We start from the raw sequence: 20,096 nt of genomic DNA, 5'->3' as shown, positions 1-20,096 counted from the left end.
TAGTTTTTAGGTTAGAGGCCGAATCGTAAACCAATAAATATCTCGCGTGGTAAAGGCAGTGACGTAAATCCTTGATCTGTTCCTGCCCCCGTACCACCACTTACATTGAATTCTGTGGTTTCGGGATCTATGTCCACGCCTTTGGCCGTAATACGAAATAGGTTTCTGCCCTGGACAAATATTCTTGCGTTGGTAAGACCAATTCTTTTGCTCAGTTTCGCGAGATTATAAGAAAGTGTGATGTCCCTTAATTTGGCATAACTTGCATTACCTACATTGACATCCGCAAAAGGGAAGGAGAACATATCCATATTCCATTCTTCCAGAACGGGATATATTGTATTCTTTTCGTCTCCAGGTTTCCGCCATCTTTCGGCTACATGTCGGTTTTGATAATTGGATCCACTAAACGTATCCTTTCTATATTTATGCCCTAGCTTTGCTATAAACATAAAAGATAGGTCCCAGTTTTGATAGCTGAAGCGATTTGTTAAAGCAAGATCCCATTTTGGTCTAAAGGTTCCCTGATAGATCAAGTCGGTAACTTCAGCATTGCTCGCCAATACAACCTGATTGTCCCTGGTATACACTTGTGTCTGACCGAGTTCATTAAGACCTGCAAAACGATAGCCCCACAAGCCGTCTGAAGGGTATCCAGCAACCATGATTCCTCCTGGAGTAGTGTAACTACCTGTGTACGGACGGTTTACATTGTAGTGTTTTACTTTGTTTGCGTTAAAGGAAATATTGGGCAAAATATCCCAGCTAAATCTACTGTTTTTGATGACGTGGACATTGAGCCCAAGCTCAAATCCGTGATTGGTCATTTTCCCTACATTTTTTGTTAGCGAGCTAAAACCTAGTGTCGGATCCGCGGCGTCAGCAGCTAAGAGGTCAGAACTGTTCTTGTTATAATAATCAAAGCTACCTTCTATCGCATTGTTGAACAAGCCGAAGTCTATTCCCGCATTGGCAATATTCGTTTTTTCCCAACGCAATTGCTTATTAGGAGGCGAGGAGATGCCATAGGAAACTCCTCCCGTTGTAGGACTGTAGCTGCCAACACTCAAAATCAAAAACGGACCATTTCTCAGGGAAATATTTCCATTGATACCATAGGAACCTCTGATATTAAGTTTACTGAAAACGGCTTTATCCCACCATTTCTCATTACTTAATTTATAAGTTCCTCCAAGTGACCACATCGGTTTGTAGCGATACTTTTTATCTGTACCAAAGAAATTTGTGAGATCCAGGCGTATACTTCCGCTTAGGATAAATCTATTGTCATATTCGTATGATCCATTGGCATACCAGGATACAAAGCGATTATCGCCATATGTTAGTGAACCATCGGTGAGTGATACGCTTCCATTGGGGAAGAGCATATCTGCGTTGTAAATTCCGGCAGTAAAATCATTGATGTTGACAGGGATAAATGAACCTGCATTTTCATTATAGCCAGCTCGGGTAGCCAATCTATTGTTGTCAGAAGTAATTTTTCTGATTTCGTTTCCGACTAAAGCGTGCAACAGATGTTTGTTATCGGAGAAGTTTTTGCTATAATTGAGCTGTGTACGGAGCGTCCAGGTTTCATTGATATTTTTGAATTCGTCCAAGATGCTTCCATCGGGAATATAATGATTAGCGGGATTTGATTTGGAGGTGCCATCGTTATAGGCGATGCGAGCATTATAGGAGTCTGCCCGTTGGATATTTTTGACATTTGCCGTTCCTTTGACCCAGTTACCTCCGAGTTCTGCTGTAAGTCCTTCTACGATATAGGCTCTTAGAAACCCGCTCATCCTGAAATTATAGACATTGCTATAACTGGGCATTTTCCCCATGTCTTCTAAAGGAACATAATCCCAGGACTTCATGCCGGGGGTGTTTTTGTAGGTATTTACCTTATATTGACTGATACCCCATATTGCCGCCGGATTGCCATTGCCGTCCAATAGATTGGTATACGGCATAATCATTGATCCTCCTGAAAAACCCGCTAAAGTCTGATAATTGTCGCCTGCCAATTCTGGACCGTAAATGGTAGAATATGTAAATGAAGTACTATTGCCTTTATTATACGTGAAATTGGCAGCAGCTCCAGCGGTTAAAAATGGAAAAAGCTGCCATTCGTTTTTAAAATCGGTGATTAATCGTTTTGAATCATTGTTAATGAGATTATCCTTGGTCTGTTGATAGTTGACGGAAAAATTATAACTGCTTTTAGGCGATCCGCCGGCGATATTGATATTATGCTGATGGGTTACTTTATTTCTGAAAAACAGATCCTGGATTTGATTTAAAGCATTGATACCGCGTAGTCCATTGATCTCGGCCATTGCATCTTGGTGGCTAATCTTCCCTTCACGCTCTTGCATCAATAGATAGGTTACCCGGCTCATATTATATGGATCCATCGTTGAGGGACCGTTTGGATTCAGGTTGAAAAGGTCTATCTCTGCGTCAATATAGTCTGATGTTGTCGCTTTATTCAGATACTTTAACTGTGGTGTCTGAATAATATTTACAAAGCCAGAGTAGCTTATTTTAGGCTCACTGTTTTGTCCAGACTTTGTGGTAACAACAATAACGCCATTGGCTGCTCTAGAACCATAGATTGATGCGGCCACGCCATCTTTTAGCACGGTTATGCTCGCTATATTCATTGGATTGATATCATCTATTGTTGTTTCTACGGGATAACCGTCAATGACAATCAAAGGTGTTTTTTGTGCATTAAAGGTCGAGACACCTCTAATTTCTATTTTGCCAGCCTTATCAATAGTGAGTCCTGTTGTCTGTCCTTCAAGAGCACTTTTGAGATCCGTAGCTAATTTTCTTTCCAGTTTTTCACCGCTAACATAACTGAAAGATCCAGTGACGCGATCTTTGGGGAGTTTCTGATATCCAGTATTGACTTCTACTGTCGCCTCATTTAATGTCCCCGTTTTTAATGCCAGTGTGATAACTCCAAGATTGTTTGTGACTGGGATAGTGATACTTTCATACCCTATATAGGATATGATGATATTTGTACCTACGGAAGAATTATCTAAAGTGAATTCTCCATTACCATTGGTGATGGTGCCTTTTTTTCTTCCTTGTATCATTACGTTGGCACCGACAAGTACATTGCCATTTTCGTCAACAACTTTTCCCCTTATTTTGGACTGGTCTTTAAGATTAAGTAATAGTATTGTTTCTTTTAATTGAATACCACCAATTTTAGACTGACGCGGTTTAACCATGATCATATCTTTCTCCAGTTCAAAAAAGATGGGGGTATTCTTTTCAAGGGTTTTTAATGCCTCTTGTAAAGGGAGATTGTTAAATGAGACAGAGGTACAGGTCAATGGATCAATATTTGGTGCTGCCCATAAATAATGGTAACCCGTCTGAATGTTAATTTCTTGCAGTATCTTTCGCAGACTAACATTTTTTTTGTTGATATTGACTCTTTGTGCCATGGTATTGGCCTGGACCCCCATCATCCCTAAAAGTAATAGTGATGATAAAGAGATTTTCATAAGCGCATTGGTAAATATACGCGATACAGATTTTTCACCTGTACTTTGTTCATCTGTCGGGACTACACAAAAGAAGTCTCCAACATCTTTTTTGGTAAAAAAATGATACATTTGTTACGGTTAATTGATTTTAAATAATGGTAGTTTACGATCCTTTAACTTTAATTAAGGGGACGTTGGCGCGTCTCCTTAATCGATCTGACATAAATTTGCGGGTGTGTTCTCCTTTCTTTTAGTGATATTAGATTAATAACGTTAGTTTATTTTAACTTTTGATTTTTCTACAATAAAATTGGCGTTACTGGCTTTCGATAATAACCTAAATAAATCTTCAGCACTGGCATAACGCGGAATAATTCCTTCAATTTTTACCTTCCTTAGTTTTTGATCTATAAATTCAAAATCGAAATCATACCACCGTGCAAGTTTAACCATGACGTTTTCCAAGGGCTCTGCGACAAACTCGAACTGATCTTTAGTCCAGGCAATATCGGATTGATTATCTACTTCACGTTTATACGTATTTTGACCAAGTGTCGATACGGCCTGTTCGTTTGGTTTTAAAATGATAGCTTCTTTTGTAGCCGTACTATTATAATTGATTTTTACAGATCCCTCCATTAGCGTTGTGATTGTCGATTTGTCTTCACTATAGCTGCTTACATTAAATTTTGTGCCCAGCACCTGGATTTCCTGTTCATTACATTGTACGAAAAATGGAACAGCGGTACCATCTCCATTTTTAATTTTGCTGATTTCAAAAAAGGCCTCCCCAATAAGCTTTACTGTCCTTTGTTTACGATCAAATTTCTCCGGAAATATCAACGTAGAAGCGGCGTTTAATTTAACTGCACTGCCATCGGGAAGCAATATATCATATTGACCTCCTTTTGGAGTACTTATAATCAGTGTTTTTCCCTGTTTTAAAGGATTATTTGACGTGATTTCTTTTAATTCTTCAGAAATGTTGAAATATCTTTTTTCGACTGGTAGTTGTAGTGATTTTCCATCTTCAAGTTGAATGGAAGCGCGAAAACTGCCTGGAACAATATTCCGTGAGGTATGATCGAGCTTAAGATTCCAAAGGAGGATAAATAGCGCGGCAATTGTACAGGCGGCAATTGCAATCCCATATTTTTTAATAATAAGATGAAAAAGATTAGGTCTTTCAAATGTAATCTTACTTTTTGCTTTTTCAATTACCTCATGAACTGGTAAAGAAAAAGCCCAATCGACATCTTGTTCATAGGTATTATTTGAAACCAAGCTTTGAAATAATTCTTCATGATGTGCTGAGGAGGACCGCCAATGATCCAATTTTGTCTCACCCTCATTGGATAAGATCCCAAGCTTTTTTGCAGATATTAATTCACTTACTTCGAAAGGGCTCAGCTCCATAAATTCTTTGGTTAGTATTTATGATTATAACAGAATTCGAAGCTAGAATTGCTATTCCTTTTTTAGTTTTATTTGTAATTGTTTGATTGTTAGTGTCTTTATTTTTTCAATGTGTCGATTAATAATAATAATAGAAGATAATCGCCATTGTCTAATAGCTGTTTTAGCAAAGCCAACCCCTTTGTTTTCTGTGTGTAAACAGTGCTGCTAGTTATATTTAATTTTTCCGCAATTTCTTTCGTATCTAGGCCATCTATGATATTTAATTTCATAATGGTAGCACATTGAGTAGGTAGTTTTTCTAAGGCATTTTTGATCAGTTGTAATGTTTCTGCATAAATAATCCACCTGCTATCGTCTTCAACAATACTGCTTATTTGATTGGCATAATTGTCATAATTTGTCAAGCGTCTTTTTCGCTTGTCCAGGTAATTGATAGTTGCATTTTTTGTACTCAGGTAAAGAAATGACTTTAGCTTGTCGTAAGAATCAAAATGAAAGTCTGTTGACCAAATTTTTAAAAGAACATCTTGGACAAGTTCCTCTGCACTTTCCTTTTCTATATCGAACTTGATTGCATATAGGCATAATGGTGAATAAAACCTATGAAATAGGAATTCAAAAGCTTTTTCATCTTTTCTTAAAAAAGCTAGGAATAATTTGGATTCGTTTAATGCGTCTTCCATGTACTGGTAGAACAAATTAATGAATTTTTAGACATAAATGAAAGGATAAGAAAAGATTTTGGATGATAGAAGAGGTTATATAATTTTTCCCCTGATATTAACATAATTGATGGTGACAATTTTCATTCGTTGAAAGATAACATGAAAATATAAGCTACTATCAAATGGAAGGGAAATTGAATTGTTTCTGTTTTTAATATTTATCCAAAGTTAGTCATTAAGCTTCTTGATCGCAGTGGTTCGGCTGATAGATCGTTACTGATTAGATAGAGTTATTAATGGTTTAGATCTTTGTGTAGTATCTTCTGTATGAGGGATTCAATTTCTTTTGCATGAGTGACTGTCATAAAATGACCGGCTCTTTGAATGATAAAAGTGGGGATTACATTTCTAACTGGGATAATGCGGTCTTTGCAGCCATGGATATGAACCAAATTGTTGGGAATAGTCTTGTTTTTCCATTTTACGATTTGATTGATCGCCCAAGACAGAAATTTAGCATCGGTCTCTTGTAGTATTTGTTTAAGCATCATTTTATCTTCTTTTAAGCTTATACCAAAGAAGTAATTTGATAAAATATGATGTGATTTTAGAGCTGAAGCAGGAATAAATTTGTGGATTCTCAGTGTTCCGATAAGTTTGTAAAGTTTAGGAAGTTCGTTATCATCTTTTGCTGATGCGAGTAAAATAACTTGTTTTACATCAATAATTTTAGCTATTTCCATGGCAACCATACCACCGAAAGATAATCCAATAAGAACGGGGCATTCAGTCGTAATTTTAGTGGATAATCGTCGTGCATAGCATGAAATTGATTCTGTCGAAATTGGAGGAATCCATTCTAAGTGTATGACTTTTAAGCCCCCAAAATTTATTTTGTCAAAAACCCTTCGGTCAACACCTAGTCCACTAAGTATATAAATATGGGTATCGGACATAATGGTAGGTTTAAAAGTATTTTGACTACAATTTATTAATAATGTGTCGATATCCAAAATTAGAAAAATATTAGGCTAGGGAAGTTCATATGATTTATTAACAAAAAACAAGATACCCAAAAACGAGTGGATATCTTGTTTTATCCATAAAAGCGAATGCTCGTCTTTTACGGATTATTAACATATAACTGTTAATATGAATTTATTAGAATACTTAGCGCACTGATCTAGCTAAGACAATGTTGCTAAGCTTTTAGCCTCAAAGATAGATAAGTCTTCGAATTGTTCTGCTTGAACTTTTTTTACCCAATTTGGATCTTGTAAGATCGCCCGACCTACTGCGACCAAATCGAAGTCCCCTCTTTCATATCGACGTACCAATTCGTCTAGTGAAGCTGGAGACGACTTAAATTCTGAATTGGTAAATACTTCACCAAAATCTTTGTCAAGTCCTACCGACCCTACGGTTATTGTCGGTTGGCCAGAAACCTTTTTCAGCCATCCGGCGAAATTTAAATCGCTGCCTTCAAATTCAGGCTCCCAATAGCGTCGTTGGCTTCCGTGGAAAATATCTATGCCTGCATCAACTAATGGTAAAATCCAATCTTCCATTACCTTTGGGGTAGGGGCTAATCTTGCCGTATAATCTTGTTGTTTCCATTGGGATAGTCTGATGATAATTACAAAATCCGGTCCAACGGCTTTTCGCATTGCTTTCACTACTTCGACAGCAAATCTGGAACGCTCCTTTATCGTTTTACCACCGAATTCATCTGATCTGTGGTTCATCCCCTCCCAAAAGAATTGATCAATCAAATAACCATGTGCGGCATGTATTTCAAAGGCATCGAAACCTAGCTCTTTTGCAGATTTTGCAGCATCAGCATAGGCTTGGATAGTATTTTCTATATCGGCCAAAGTCATTGTGTCGGGACTTTCAAAAGCTGCTGGCGGAGTCCACTGCATTGGGGTATACCCTACATGCCATATTTGAGGTGCTATTTTACCTCCTTTTGCGTGGACAGCATTTAGAATGTTCTTCCAGCCGTTTAAAGCTTGGTCTCCATAAAAATTTGGAATGTCCTTTAAGTTTTTTGACGCTGGCCTTTCGATTACAGTTCCTTCGGTTAGAATCAAACCAACGTCCCCGGCTGCCCGTCGTTCATAATAACCTGTAACGACATCTCCAGGGATCCCGTCAGTAGAAAATGCTCGTGTCATGGGAGCCATGACGAAACGGTTTTTTAATATAAGATTTTTGTATTGGAACGGACTGAAAAGTGTTTGTATGCTCATTTTTTTATATCATTTTGCGAATTTCTTTACAAAGATATTTTAAATAGTGTATTTTTGTAACTATTGATAGTATAAAGTAGTTACCTTTGCGTAACTATCAAATGTTTTGGCAATGAAAAGAACAGATTTTAAGAATTGTTCATGCGCGATGCAACGCTCTATGGGAATTTTGGGGACAAGATGGAAGCCCATTATTATATACACACTAAGAGATCGAAAAGCCCGATTTGGACAACTCGATGCATTGATCGAAAATATTTCAAGAAAAGTACTGACATCCTCTTTAAAAGAGTTGGAGGAAGATGGTATTATTTTGAGGGAGGAATTTAAAGAGTTACCTCCTCGGGTGGAATACGCTCTGACTGAAAAGGGAAAGGCACTTATTCCGATTATGTGTCAGTTAGCAAAATGGAATGAGGAATATTATGAGGAGCCTGCACCGTTGATATTATAAGAAATAGCAAGTACTTTACTTTTTTTGGTTTATATATACTGTTTTTTACTGAAATGTAATAACAAGAATATATATAACTAACAGAATATGAAATTTTAAACCCAGACGGTTCATATTTATTTAAAATTTAGGTAATATTGAATTGTGAAAAACAAGGTAAATCAAGAACACAATAAACAAGATTTCATCGAATCTTTTCGTGAAGGTGAAAGAGAAGGGTTGAAGTTCTTGTACAAAACCTTTTATAGTCCAATGTGTTATTTTCTCGAAAAAATGAACTTGGATAAAGTTATTATTGAGGAAATTGTCCAGGATGTGTTTTTAAAGCTATGGGAAAGACGGAGCGATTTTAATCATTTTGAGTCGATCCGGAGTTTTTTATATACAAGTTGCAGAAACGCGGCACTTAATCGGATTCAACAACGTAAGAGATCACAAAAGCTTGCTGATAACTATATCACACAGGTTGATCTGATAGATTTGCCTGTCAGCCATCAAATGATCTATTTAGAAACGCTACGTGAGGTTCACGACGCTATAGAGACCTTGCCAGAACAGTGTCGACATGTAATATACAAGCTGGTCGTCGAAGATTTAAGTCCACAAGAAGTTGCGATTTCCTTAGGTATTACCACAAGTACCGTATACAATCAAAAGAAAAGAGGAATTGAACTTCTCAGGCAAAGGCTTAGGCCTGATCAGTTTTTTTGTTTACTGTTACTCCTTCTGTATTATTAGGTTGTAAATTATAAATTTGATTTTCAGTTGATTATAAAAATATTCCCCATCTCTTTAGAGAAACGAAATCAAAATATTGTTTTAAGTATATAAAGCAATATGGAGCATACAACCGAACATATCATCTATTTATTGAGTAAATCAAAACTTGAAGGATTAAGTTATGAGGAGCAATTGCAACTGGATTCTTGGCGCCTCAATGCGGCTTCGAACCGAGAAGTATGTGATATGTTGGATAACAAGGAGATGTTAGATAGAGATTTGAAGGGCTTATATGCTTACGATTGGGAAGCATCCTTTGAAACTTTTGAACAGGAGCATCTGAGCGCTCCAAAAACTATTTTCCCTTTTAGAAGGATTTGGTCGTATGGAATCGCTGCAGTACTAATTGGTGCGTTAACATTATTTTTTGTTCGTTACCTGATGGATACTGGATATCAGGCAAATCCAGACGTAAAAATCCTCCCCGCTCAAACCGCAGGTAAAATCTACCTGAAAAATGGAGATTCGATCGCTATTTCACCTCAAGATACTGTAATGTCTTTGGCTACTCTACCCTATAACCTGACTAAGGGCAATGATAGCTTACTTATTTCTACCCCAAAAGGTGGTAAAATGGCCGTTCTCTTACCAGATGGTACTAAGGTCTGGATGAATGCTGAGACCAAATTGGATTATTATGAAACAGATAGTCTCAGACAAGTTCGATTGATCGGCGAAGCTTATTTTGAAGTAGCAAAGAAATACTTCTCCTCAGGAGAATTATCACAAGTGAAACCATTTAATGTTCAAACCGGAAATATTCATGTGACGGTATTAGGCACGCATTTTAATATTAAGGCAAATAAAAGTCTAAGTGACTTTAGGACTACGTTATATGAAGGAAAAGTGAAGGTTCAGCAAGGAGAAAGGCAGATTATTTTATCTCCTGGAGAGGAGGCATATATCAATATTGGTCATATCCAACGCAGAACCATAGATACTGAAATCGGTAATGCATTGAAAGACGGTTATTTTATATTCAACTCTGAACCGCTGTCTGTTATTATGGAGGATATCTCTTCTTGGTATAACGTCAATGTGGTTTACCTCGATAACGAGATAAAGTCAGAAAAATTTGAAGGGATGTTGTCCCGTAATAGCCGCTTAAAAGATATTATCAATGTACTAGAGAGTACGGGGAAAGTCAATTTCAAATTTAAAGAAAACACGATTTATGTAGATAAAAAGCAATCTAAATGAAAAGACGAAGCCCTAAAAGCTTGCAACAAATAGGGCTTCTGGTCAAGCAATTCTAACTGTAACTGAATTTTAATTCTTAACCTAAAACAAATGTATAAAAATTATGCAGAAGTTTGTCGTGCCCTACACGGACAAGCGGAAATTATGAAAAACAGCGATCGCACAGACTTTTGGGGAAGGTCGCATTGGAGGGGAAACATTATGCGTATATCGCTTACTACCATTATGATGTCCTGTTGTTTGCTTCATGTAGGAGCTAAAACTTACGGACAAAGTGTATCTATTCATGAAAAATCTGTTTCGTTGAGAAAAGTCTTTTCGACAATCAATAAACAGACAGGCTACTCCTATGTATGGGCAGCAAAGACTATTGATCCAGATACGAAGATCCAGCTCAATGTTGAAAAGGGAACATTGAATGGAACACTTGAGAGATTATTGAACGATCTGAATCTTAGTTTTGAAATTAAGGGAAAGATAATCGTTGTACGTGAAAAAGCCGAACAAGGGGGAATTGTTTCGAACTACAATAGTTTATCAGATCAAAAGATGCTGATCAAGGGCTTTGTTGTTGATGATAACAATCGTCCTTTACAAGGTGCGACCATTCGTGTCAAAGGTGTACCTCAAGGTACGACGACAGATCAAAATGGGTATTTTGAAATCAGTAGCGTCAGTGCAAACAGTTTATTGGAGATTACGATGGTCGGATTTTCACCACTTTCACTACCTGTAAAATCTGATCTTGGAACAATTAGGCTGCATGCAATAGATGCACAATTGCAGGAGGTTAATGTAACCGTAAATACGGGGTATCAAAAGATCAGTAAAGAGCGCGCGGCTGGTTCGTTTGCGCAGGTGACTGCCAGAGATATGGAAGGACGATTGCAACCGAACCTTTTGGATCGGATCGACGGATTGCTTCCTGGCCTGAATTTGGTTCGTAACACCTCCAGTCCCCAAAATGAAAAAAATAATCTTGGTATTGAGGTGAGGGGCCGTTCGACAATCAATGCGCAGGCCGCACCTTTAATTGTCGTTGACGGTATGCCTTATGAAGGCGATCTCACTGCTATCAATCCCAATGATATTGCGTCTATTACTGTTTTAAAAGATGCTTCAGCTGCGTCAATCTATGGTGTACGTTCATCCAATGGTGTTATCGTGATAACAACAAAAATCGGTACAGCAGGTAAAACTAAGGTTGATTATAGCAATACCTTGTCTTTCCGTGGTCTCCCAAGCCGGAAGTATCTCAACCAGATGAGCAGTTCAGAGCTGGTTGATTTTCAAAAACAGATGTTCAATTATAGATCAGGTGATTATGCCGCGATTGATCCTCGGAAATCAATGAACGACGTTTACCGAATTCTTTATAACCACAAAGGGGGAGTAATCTCCGAAGCGGAAATGGAAAAACAATTGGATGTCTATCGTAATCGCGATCGATTTAGTCAAATGGAGGAATTTCTGAATACGACCCGGTTTGATCAACAGCATAATTTGGCGATCTCTGGTGGATCAGATCGTTACACTTATCACTACTCCATTAATTATACACAACCGGGTGACTATAACAAAGGAAGGGCTACGAATAAAGAGTTAGGTTTCAGTCTGAAAAATAATTTTAGAGTGACTGATTGGTTCAATTTTAGAGCTAATATTTTAGGGAAAAACCAAAATAGAGAGGGCGATATCGGCTTTAATTTCTATGACAATTATATCGGTTTTAATGAAAAGTATGTTGGTACGAAAGCATCCTATTTCTTATTGCGTAATGAAGATGGCTCACCGGCTCAATGGTACGGATCTAAATCTCAATTTGAGATAGATCGACTAAATGGATTAGGCCTGGAAGATGAAACTTATATACCACTAAATCATGTTTCAGCTGTGCATGAAAAGTTCTATAATAAGTATATTAATTTCAATTTTGCGGCCAACTTTAAGATTATTAAAGGGTTGGATTTTGATCTATCTTATCAAAATGAACGAACCGAAGGGTACAAGGGTACAATAAATAGAAAGAACGCGCAATCGGTCGCTGGTATGGTTAATGATGCCACACAGATTGGAAAAGACGGGGTGATTAAACGCAATATACCGCAAGGTGGGCAATTTTTTGAGCAACGCAATGATGTCAATAGTTATACCCTCCGTGGTCAATTCAGCTATCAGAATAATATCCAGGATAAACATGAGATCGTCGCTATTGCCGGTGCGGAACGGAGGCAGATTCACAATCGTTATACCAATATTTATAAATACGGTTATGATGAGAGTAGTTTAGCCTTTAAAGGAATTAACGAAGAATTGTTTGGTATAATGATTCCAAATACTCAAGCACTGTTCAATAGTTATACTATTTCCAGAAATAAAGATGAGGGTTTCCGTGATGTAATTGATCGATTTGTCTCTTTTTATGCGAACGGATCTTATACATACAACAAAAAGCTGACATTAAGTGGAAGTATACGAATGGATCAATCCAACCTCTTCGGTACGGATATCAAAAATCAATATAAACCGCTATGGTCAATTGGCGCATTGTACCAATTACCAAAATTAAATTGGGAACCATTAGATCGCTGGGCAATACGGATGACCTATGGGGTGAACGGGAATGTCCCGAAAGACAATGGACCATATTTGATTTCAAGAGTAGGTAAAACGGTTAATCCATATAGTGGTGAACTACAGGCTACAATTGACTCACCCCCAAATCCATTATTGCGCTGGGAACGCACATCTGTATGGAATGCTGGACTGGATTTTTCCTTATTTAAAAATAGACTTTCAGGAAGTATCGATTTCTATAATAAGAAAACGACAGACTTGTTAGGTAATACACCTTTGGATCCAACATTGGGGTGGGATGTCGTGCTGCTCAATTATGGCGATATGCAGAATAGGGGTATTGAATTGGGACTTAATGGTAAAATGATTCATCATGAACAATTTAGTTGGAATAGTACCCTGAATTTCAGCTATAATAAAAATGAGATCACGAATCTTTTTGTGGAGCAAAATACACCTTACTATTATTATTATATGCCTCAAAATCGTGTTGGGGTGCCTATGGGAAGTCTATATAGCATCGATTACGCGGGCTTGAACGATAAAGGAAGACCGTTGGCGAGAAAGGCTGATGGCAGTTTGGTCGAAAGTACACAGCAACTGACAGTCGACGATCTAATTTACGAAGGAACGACAATACCCCCATATAATGTTTCTTTCAGAAATGGATTTAAATACAAAGATCTGACCCTTTCCTTTATGTTTATTTTCAATGGTGGTCATGTGATGCGGGGTGTTCATCCGGAGTTTTTAAGTAAATACGCCGAACTGAACTATAACAGTAATTTCGATAAGCTTTGGTTGAATTATTGGAAAAAACCAGGCGATGAAAATAATCCGGATATTGCTCCAGCGTTCATTTCAGCTGCCTCCGGTAATATATCGGACATCTATAATGCTGCACATAAATTTGTACAAAAGGCAGATTACATTAAATTGAGAGATATTTCCCTGTCTTATAATTTTCCAAGCAAATGGATTGCACCGACCAAACTAAGTTATATCCGATTGACTGGGCAGGTATTGAATGCTTGGCGTTGGGCGGCTAACAAGGAAAATCTCGATCCAGAAGCTTGGGTAGGTTATACGACAGCGACGAGTACAAATATTTCGGGCCCTAGTCGTGGAGTCACAGCTCCGGTGATTTACAACTTAGGTGTTTCTGTAGGATTTTAAAAAGAAGATATCATGAAAAAAATATATATAGGACTGTTATTTGGCTTAATGACGTTAAGTAGCTGCAATAAATACTTAGATATAAAACCCAAGGGATTTACTATTCCCGAAAATCTTAATGACTACAAATTATTATTAAATGATCAGGGATTAATTAGTGCTTCTCCAGTTTATCCCAATTACCTAACAGACAATCTACAGTCTGGCGATCCGCAAGACGTACAATCTGCGGCTAGTTTTGATTACTATGATTATGTTAAGAAGCAGCTTTATAGTCTCGCTCATGGTGCAATTTTTGAGGATGGTCAATACGATCCTTATTGGGAGACTGCTTATAGCCATATTTTTACCTACAATGTGATTATAAATAATGTGCTCGTGGCGACAGATGGTTCGGAAACTGAGAAGAAAAGGGTCTGGGCGGAAGCAAAGATCGGCCGGGCATTTGAGTATCTGAGTCTGGTCAATATCTATGCCGCTCATTATAATCCAGCTAATGCGGCTAAGGATTTGGGTGTACCTTTGGTTCTAAAGGAAGATATTAATCAAAAATATGAACGTGTATCTGTGCAAGCCATTTATGACCTAGTGCTTAACGACCTTAATGATGCACTTCCGCACTTGAGTACAGCACAGTCAAACAAATCTCAGGCCGTACGTTCTGTGGGGTATTCTTTCTTGAGTCGGGTATACCTATATCAGGGGAAATTCAAAGAGGCTTTGGAGAATGCTAAACAGGCGCTAGCTTTGAATAAAAATCTGATCAACTACAACCTATATACAAATAAAGATAAGACAACTTTTGGCCGTGTATGTCTCAAGACCGATAATTCCTCACAGTTTCCTGATGCTAGAACCAATGTAGAGTCAATATGGACTCGTTCCGGTACAAGTAGTTTAGGCTCTCAAAATGCTGAATTTTATGCATCCAAGGAACTGATTGATACCTATGCAAAAGATCTCCCGGTCGGAGCAAATGACAAGCGTTACGAATTATTTTTCTGTCGTGATCAAGCCTCCTTTGGTCCTAATTTAATTAAATTTCCTGGACGTGTACTTTATGCGCCCTATGTTGACTTTAGTACAGGATTTAATACACCAGAATTATTTCTGATCGCTGCTGAATCAGCTGCACGTACAGGAAATACGGGGGAAGCTTTAGAATTCTTGAATACACTAAGAAATAGTCGTATTGAAAATAATAAAGCATTGACAGCAGGTGATCCGAAAACTGTGCTGCAGTTGGCCCTAGATGAAAGACGACGTGAAATGCCATTTATGGCATCGACTAGACTTATCGATTTGAAACGTTTGGTTATTGCGGATAATTATAAGAAATCAATTAAGCATCCGTTGGCCAGTAAAGTATTTGAAATGGAGTCAACAGACCTTAGAATGATACTTCCGGTACCACCCAAAGTACTTTCCCTAAATCCGGGAATTCCACAGTATGAACGATAAAAAATATAAATGCTTTTACCTAACCAATCTTTGCCCATTATAAGCAAAGATTGGTTCCAAGTTTTAAAAAATACTTTCATGAAAAAACTATTATTGACATCGCTGGCCTTCATACAGTCTGTAATATTGCTGGCGCAAGAACATATACAATTCCAAAAGGTGACTTTTAGCGAAGCGAAAGAATTAGCAAAAAAAGAAAATAAACTGATCTTTTTAGATGGTTTTACCTCCTGGTGTGCCCCTTGTAAATGGATGGAAGGTAATGTGTTTTCACAGCCTGAAGTTGCCGATTACTTTAATTCGAAATTTATTAATACCAAGTTTGATTGTGAGGTAGGTGAGGGAGTGGACATTGCAAAAAATTATCAGATAAAAAGTTTTCCTACCTATTTGTTTCTGGATGGGCAGGGGACATTGATCTATAGAACGCAGTCCCGTATGGAGGCCGATCTTTTCCTGAAGCAGGCACAACAGGCGAATGATTCCAACTACCAAATTCCCAATCTGCGTAAGCAGTATGATCAGGGAGTTCGTGAATCTAACTTTCTGTTGCGCTATATAAAAGTTATGGAACAGACGGACAATAAGGCTACAAATAATGCCAAAAAAGCTTTGGATAGTGTTGCCACTGATGAGTTTTTAAGAAGCCCAAATGGTTGGGAAACGATAAAAATGATGGCACAGAGTATGGAGGATCGCTATGGTAAATTTTTCGAATCAAATAAGACGTATTTTAAAAGCATAGCCTTGGCAACTGAATTTGAGAATAAGGAAATACAGCTCTTGCGATATGCGATGTATGGTTACATCCGTGATAGCAAAGCCGACGAATTTAGAAAAGGACTGGTCTATTTTGAGCAGTCAAATAAACCGGAACACAAGATTGACGCTGCAATGTATCAGGTTGAATGGATCGCAGCTCATGGTACAGAAAAAGAGTTTGTTTCGTTGACTGAAAAATTGCGGAAGGGACTCCTAAAAGACGAGGATGAGAAGCTTAGTTTTATTGCACGGCGTAATGCCAATGCAAAAGGAGACGTTGCTAAACCTGCTATCCTTAAACAATGTTACATCCTTGCAAAACAGGCAGCAGAGATTAATCCATCGAGTTATTCCAATCAGGGAACCCTGGCAGATATCTGCATTGCATTGAATAAAAAGAAGGAAGCCGTCAAAGCGGCAGAAGCTGCGAGAGGCTTGGCTGAATTGGAAACTTCAAAAATCATTAAGCTGGCGGATGCGCTACTGGAGCGTGCCAAAGCACTTTAACAATCAACATGAAAAAAATATTTATATCAGCTCTTTTGAGCTTATCTATGATTGGAATTGTCGTGGGACAAAAACAAGATTTTAAGCTGACTCTCAACAGACAGTCTCCTTCTTCAGAGGCCAAGGTATTTGTCCGCTATTTTGTTGGTCAAAAACTGAAAATAGATTCCGTAAGTTTAAATTCTTCACATGTAGCTTACAAAGGACAAATTGATGAACCTACACAGGTCATATTGTTTTATTCTAAAGATGGTACTTCATTTTTCCATAGAAAGGGGGGACCCATGCAACGCCTTACATTTTATGTAGACCCTCTTGAGGCTAATACAGAAATTGTTATTAAAGATCCTTTTGAATCATCTATTGTAAAAGGAGGGCAATTGCAGGCTGCTTATCGGAAATATCAAGATTATTTACATTCCTATGAGCAGCAGCTGATCACTCAGCAATCCAAACGTGCTGACTTATATCAGGATAAAAGTCGAAACGAAGAAGCACTGAGGCAGGTCTCGACAGAGATCGAGAAAATCGAAGAGCTGCGTGTACAGGCACAGCGTAAATTTATTGTCGAAAATCCGGATAATTATTTTAGCTTATTGGCACTTCAGGAAGTAGCACGGCATGGAAGTGATGTCAGCCAGATTGAACCTCTGTTTCTCAAATTATCTGTTGACTTACAAAAAACAACAATAGGAGAGAAGCTTGAAAGAGAAATACTACTTGCCAAGAAATTGGGAATTGGACAACCAGCACCAGATTTCGGACAATTGACACCAGATGGTCGCTTGCTTAAATTATCGGATTTCAAGGGTAAATATGTACTATTGGATTTCTGGGCTTCTTGGTGTGGTCCTTGTCGTGCCGAAAACCCACATTTAGTTGAAATCTATAAGCAATTTAAAGGACCCGGTTTTGAAATCTTGGGAATCTCACTCGATAAACCAGGAAAGAAAGATAATTGGACAAAAGCCATCGAACAAGATGGTTTGAAATGGCCGCAGATATCTGATTTAAATGGTTGGCAAAATAACGCTGCCCAGCTATATGGTATTCAGGCTATCCCGCAAAATTATTTGATATCGCCTGAGGGGAAGATCGTCGGTATTAATTTAAAAGGCAAACAACTAACTGATAGACTCACAGAATTAATCAAATAAGATTATAAAAGGGGACATTTCAATGCAATGCCCCCTTTTTAACTCAAAAAAAGTGGATTCTCTGTGTCAACATCCATGCGATTGAAAAAATGATTAGAATAGTTGTTTCTTAAAGTTGTCTATTCTTTCGTTGAGTGTGCTGAGATGCTCGGGGTTAATGACACCATTGTTCAGATCAAAATTTTCATAGAATTTTGGCAGTGAAAAGCTTTCTTTGATGATAGCGCCAAATTGCGGGAAGAATTTTTGAGCCTCGGCCATGACATTCCCACCACCATAGCCGCCAGGAGAGGTAGTCATTAGTAACATTGGTTTGTCTTGAAATACCTTTACGTTTATCCGGGAAGCCCAGTCGAAAACATTCTTAAAGGCAACACTATACGAACGATTATTCTCCGCCAATGAACAGATAATGATATCGCTTTCGGTAATATTATCCAGAAAACGATGTGCTTCCTCTGGAAAACCATTTTTTTCCAGATCGACAGAAAAAACAGGCATATTATAATCGTTGAGATCAATCAAGTTTATTTCATGGTCACTAAAACTTTTCAGAACAAACTTGACTAATTGTTTATTGATTGAGGTGGAAGAATTGCTTCCAGCAAATGCAAATACTTTCATGTTGTGCTTTGTGTGTTTGTCTATACCGTGAATTTACCGAATTTTTCGATAAAAACGGCTCCTCAATTTCATTATTGGATTATAGTAGGGTAGTATTATTTTATATGCTGATAGGTAAATATCTGCTTGAAAAGATGAGTCTAGTATCATCAACAATATCTTATCCGCTAGAAAGTAAAAACAAATCCAATTCTGCTGAGATCGAACAACAACTGGACTGTTATTTCCTTAAGCGCGTAAAATATTATCTCCTATCTTCTTTAAAAATAGAATACATTGGGATATCATAATATTTCCCATTTTTCTTCAGATGCTGTTTCAGTAGGGCCTCTTTTTTCATACCTATTTTATCCATGACTTTTCCTGAAGCAGGATTGTGAGGAAAATAAGTGGCATAGATCTTATTGAAATTCAATTCTCTGAACCCATAATCGATAATAGCTTTTGCCGCTTCAGTAACATAACCATTATTCCAGTTTGGAATGCCAATCCAATAACCTAATTCCGCTTTATCCGAACCTTCATCGTGAAGACCTATAGCTCCAAGAAATTTCCCCGTTTTATCCCGAATTGCAAAGGTAAATCCCTTTCGATTTTTAAAGGCCTCGGCCGATAGTTTAAGCCAAAATTCAGCATCTTCCTTCCGATAGGGGTATGGAATATTTGACGTATAATCAGAAAAGATCTTGTCCTGAAGGTATATTACTATCTGCGGAATATCTTCCACAGTTATTTTGTCGAGAATAAGTCTATCTGTTTCTAATCTAGGAAAGTCATTCATCTTATCGGTGTTATAAAATGGTTGTAAACAATTGAATTAAGGTTGCCAAGTATTTAAGACAAATTTACATATCATTTTTAAAATGATATCCGCTTTTACAATTATCTTTGTTCTTCCACTTTTTTGAATAAGGTCGAATTTCATAAATATCAGCTTTTACTCATTTGTATACGGATACTTCAGGATAATCAATACAATTAAATATGTATACCACCACAATATGAGGCTGAACATTCATTGCGTAGGTTAGCTAAAAACTGACAGTCTAAAATAATAGTGGCTAACAATAATTAAGATAGAGATTCATTTTTCCCATGCTGATTGTTCTCTATTAATTCAATATGTCCTTCAATAATCAATAAATAGAAGTTTTCGAAACAATCCTGATATATTTTGTGCTCAAGAAGTTTTATTTCTTCGGTAATTCGTTCTTTGGGTATGCCGGCATAACATAATTCCGGATTAGCTTCTGTGATTTCCTCCCGGCAGGAAAAATTGTGGAGTTGTTTATACAACTCGTTCAGATCGGCAATATCTTCACTGCGATGGTACGAGGGATGAAACCATACCCAAAACTCTGACTGATTTTTATAGGGGTGTGGTAGTAATTGAACAGAAGTGTCCCTAAATAAATCTCCAGGATGCTTTTTATAGCGAAAATGGGTTGCAGTGGCCTTTATACTATTCATACGGTTAATTTGAGTAAAGATCTACAAAATATATTCGAGAATAAAGCGTATCAAATTAAATATCGATAAATTTATTTAAT

At 37.6% G+C, this 20,096-nt stretch carries 15 protein-coding genes; 7 read left to right on the top strand and 8 right to left on the bottom strand.

The genetic code is table 11. The annotated features are described in order from the left end of the window. Positions 1–11: 11 nt before the first annotated feature. The 5 genes from ABFX33_RS19790 to ABFX33_RS19770 all read right to left on the bottom strand — a co-directional run bounded on the left by ABFX33_RS19790 (position 12) and on the right by ABFX33_RS19770 (position 7,848). Positions 12–3,641, bottom strand: coding sequence for a SusC/RagA family TonB-linked outer membrane protein (locus ABFX33_RS19790; protein WP_346087703.1), 3,630 nt, complete (start codon positions 3,639–3,641; stop codon positions 12–14). A 144-nt stretch (positions 3,642–3,785) separates the two neighbouring features. Continuing rightward, positions 3,786–4,928, bottom strand: coding sequence for a FecR family protein (locus ABFX33_RS19785; RefSeq protein ID WP_346087701.1), 1,143 nt, complete (start codon positions 4,926–4,928; stop codon positions 3,786–3,788). A 98-nt stretch (positions 4,929–5,026) separates the two neighbouring features. Then, the gene (locus ABFX33_RS19780; protein ID WP_346087699.1) at positions 5,027–5,614 is read right to left on the bottom strand and encodes an RNA polymerase sigma factor; all 588 of its coding nucleotides are present in this window, start codon (positions 5,612–5,614) and stop codon (positions 5,027–5,029) included. 275 nt (positions 5,615–5,889) lie between these two features. After that, on the bottom strand, positions 5,890–6,552 hold the full coding sequence (locus ABFX33_RS19775) for an alpha/beta hydrolase (RefSeq protein WP_346087698.1): 663 nt from the start codon (positions 6,550–6,552) through the stop codon (positions 5,890–5,892). Positions 6,553–6,783: 231 nt separating this feature from the next. Further along, complete coding sequence (locus ABFX33_RS19770) at positions 6,784–7,848, bottom strand: NADH:flavin oxidoreductase (RefSeq protein ID WP_346087696.1); 1,065 nt, start codon at positions 7,846–7,848, stop codon at positions 6,784–6,786. 112 nt (positions 7,849–7,960) lie between these two features. Here ABFX33_RS19770 and ABFX33_RS19765 point away from each other — a divergent pair, with 112 nt between their 5' ends. From ABFX33_RS19765 to ABFX33_RS19735, 7 genes are all read left to right on the top strand, one after another. Then, positions 7,961–8,302, top strand: a complete 342-nt coding sequence (locus ABFX33_RS19765) for a winged helix-turn-helix transcriptional regulator (protein ID WP_244211796.1) — start codon at positions 7,961–7,963, stop codon at positions 8,300–8,302. 144 nt (positions 8,303–8,446) lie between these two features. After that, positions 8,447–9,040 (top strand): RNA polymerase sigma factor, encoded by a 594-nt coding sequence (locus ABFX33_RS19760; protein WP_346087694.1) that lies wholly within the window; start codon positions 8,447–8,449, stop codon positions 9,038–9,040. Between the two features lie 99 nt (positions 9,041–9,139). Beyond that, on the top strand, positions 9,140–10,282 hold the full coding sequence (locus tag ABFX33_RS19755) for a FecR family protein (RefSeq protein ID WP_346087693.1): 1,143 nt from the start codon (positions 9,140–9,142) through the stop codon (positions 10,280–10,282). Positions 10,283–10,372: 90 nt separating this feature from the next. Continuing rightward, on the top strand, positions 10,373–14,035 hold the full coding sequence (locus ABFX33_RS19750; protein ID WP_346087691.1) for a SusC/RagA family TonB-linked outer membrane protein: 3,663 nt from the start codon (positions 10,373–10,375) through the stop codon (positions 14,033–14,035). A 12-nt stretch (positions 14,036–14,047) separates the two neighbouring features. Next, the gene (locus tag ABFX33_RS19745; protein WP_346087689.1) at positions 14,048–15,496 is read left to right on the top strand and encodes a RagB/SusD family nutrient uptake outer membrane protein; all 1,449 of its coding nucleotides are present in this window, start codon (positions 14,048–14,050) and stop codon (positions 15,494–15,496) included. A gap of 78 nt (positions 15,497–15,574) precedes the next feature. Next, the gene (locus tag ABFX33_RS19740) at positions 15,575–16,765 is read left to right on the top strand and encodes a thioredoxin family protein (protein ID WP_346087687.1); all 1,191 of its coding nucleotides are present in this window, start codon (positions 15,575–15,577) and stop codon (positions 16,763–16,765) included. 8 nt (positions 16,766–16,773) lie between these two features. Next, the gene (locus ABFX33_RS19735; RefSeq protein ID WP_346087686.1) at positions 16,774–17,922 is read left to right on the top strand and encodes a redoxin domain-containing protein; all 1,149 of its coding nucleotides are present in this window, start codon (positions 16,774–16,776) and stop codon (positions 17,920–17,922) included. A 93-nt stretch (positions 17,923–18,015) separates the two neighbouring features. On the opposite strand, the gene ABFX33_RS19730 is transcribed toward ABFX33_RS19735, so the two are convergent. The 3 genes from ABFX33_RS19730 to ABFX33_RS19720 form a co-directional block, all read right to left on the bottom strand. Beyond that, entirely contained in the window at positions 18,016–18,546 is a 531-nt protein-coding gene (locus tag ABFX33_RS19730; RefSeq protein WP_120260739.1) for an NADPH-dependent FMN reductase, read from the bottom strand. A 244-nt stretch (positions 18,547–18,790) separates the two neighbouring features. Continuing rightward, positions 18,791–19,327 carry a GNAT family N-acetyltransferase gene (locus ABFX33_RS19725; protein ID WP_257091894.1) on the bottom strand — a complete coding sequence of 179 codons (537 nt, stop codon included), beginning with the start codon at positions 19,325–19,327 and terminating at the stop codon, positions 18,791–18,793. Between the two features lie 290 nt (positions 19,328–19,617). Further along, entirely contained in the window at positions 19,618–20,016 is a 399-nt protein-coding gene (locus ABFX33_RS19720) for a hypothetical protein (RefSeq protein ID WP_346087684.1), read from the bottom strand. Positions 20,017–20,096 lie beyond the last annotated feature (80 nt).

Source organism: Sphingobacterium ginsenosidimutans, from assembly GCF_039536865.1.
GTDB classification, from domain to species: Bacteria; Bacteroidota; Bacteroidia; order Sphingobacteriales; family Sphingobacteriaceae; genus Sphingobacterium; species Sphingobacterium detergens.
The sequence above is the reverse complement of the archived record's forward strand: the minus strand, read 5'-3'. Positions and strand labels throughout refer to the sequence as shown.

Coding starts and splice junctions, on each gene's coding strand:
- ABFX33_RS19790 (WP_346087703.1), bottom strand. CDS start 3,641: ATGTATCATTTTTTTACCAAAAAAGATGTTGGAGACTTCTTTTGTGTA.
- ABFX33_RS19785 (WP_346087701.1), bottom strand. CDS start 4,928: ATGGAGCTGAGCCCTTTCGAAGTAAGTGAATTAATATCTGCAAAAAAG.
- ABFX33_RS19780 (WP_346087699.1), bottom strand. CDS start 5,614: ATGGAAGACGCATTAAACGAATCCAAATTATTCCTAGCTTTTTTAAGA.
- ABFX33_RS19775 (WP_346087698.1), bottom strand. CDS start 6,552: ATGTCCGATACCCATATTTATATACTTAGTGGACTAGGTGTTGACCGA.
- ABFX33_RS19770 (WP_346087696.1), bottom strand. CDS start 7,848: ATGAGCATACAAACACTTTTCAGTCCGTTCCAATACAAAAATCTTATA.
- ABFX33_RS19765 (WP_244211796.1), top strand. CDS start 7,961: ATGAAAAGAACAGATTTTAAGAATTGTTCATGCGCGATGCAACGCTCT.
- ABFX33_RS19755 (WP_346087693.1), top strand. CDS start 9,140: ATGGAGCATACAACCGAACATATCATCTATTTATTGAGTAAATCAAAA.
- ABFX33_RS19750 (WP_346087691.1), top strand. CDS start 10,373: ATGTATAAAAATTATGCAGAAGTTTGTCGTGCCCTACACGGACAAGCG.
- ABFX33_RS19745 (WP_346087689.1), top strand. CDS start 14,048: ATGAAAAAAATATATATAGGACTGTTATTTGGCTTAATGACGTTAAGT.
- ABFX33_RS19740 (WP_346087687.1), top strand. CDS start 15,575: ATGAAAAAACTATTATTGACATCGCTGGCCTTCATACAGTCTGTAATA.
- ABFX33_RS19735 (WP_346087686.1), top strand. CDS start 16,774: ATGAAAAAAATATTTATATCAGCTCTTTTGAGCTTATCTATGATTGGA.
- ABFX33_RS19730 (WP_120260739.1), bottom strand. CDS start 18,546: ATGAAAGTATTTGCATTTGCTGGAAGCAATTCTTCCACCTCAATCAAT.
- ABFX33_RS19725 (WP_257091894.1), bottom strand. CDS start 19,327: ATGAATGACTTTCCTAGATTAGAAACAGATAGACTTATTCTCGACAAA.
- ABFX33_RS19720 (WP_346087684.1), bottom strand. CDS start 20,016: ATGAATAGTATAAAGGCCACTGCAACCCATTTTCGCTATAAAAAGCAT.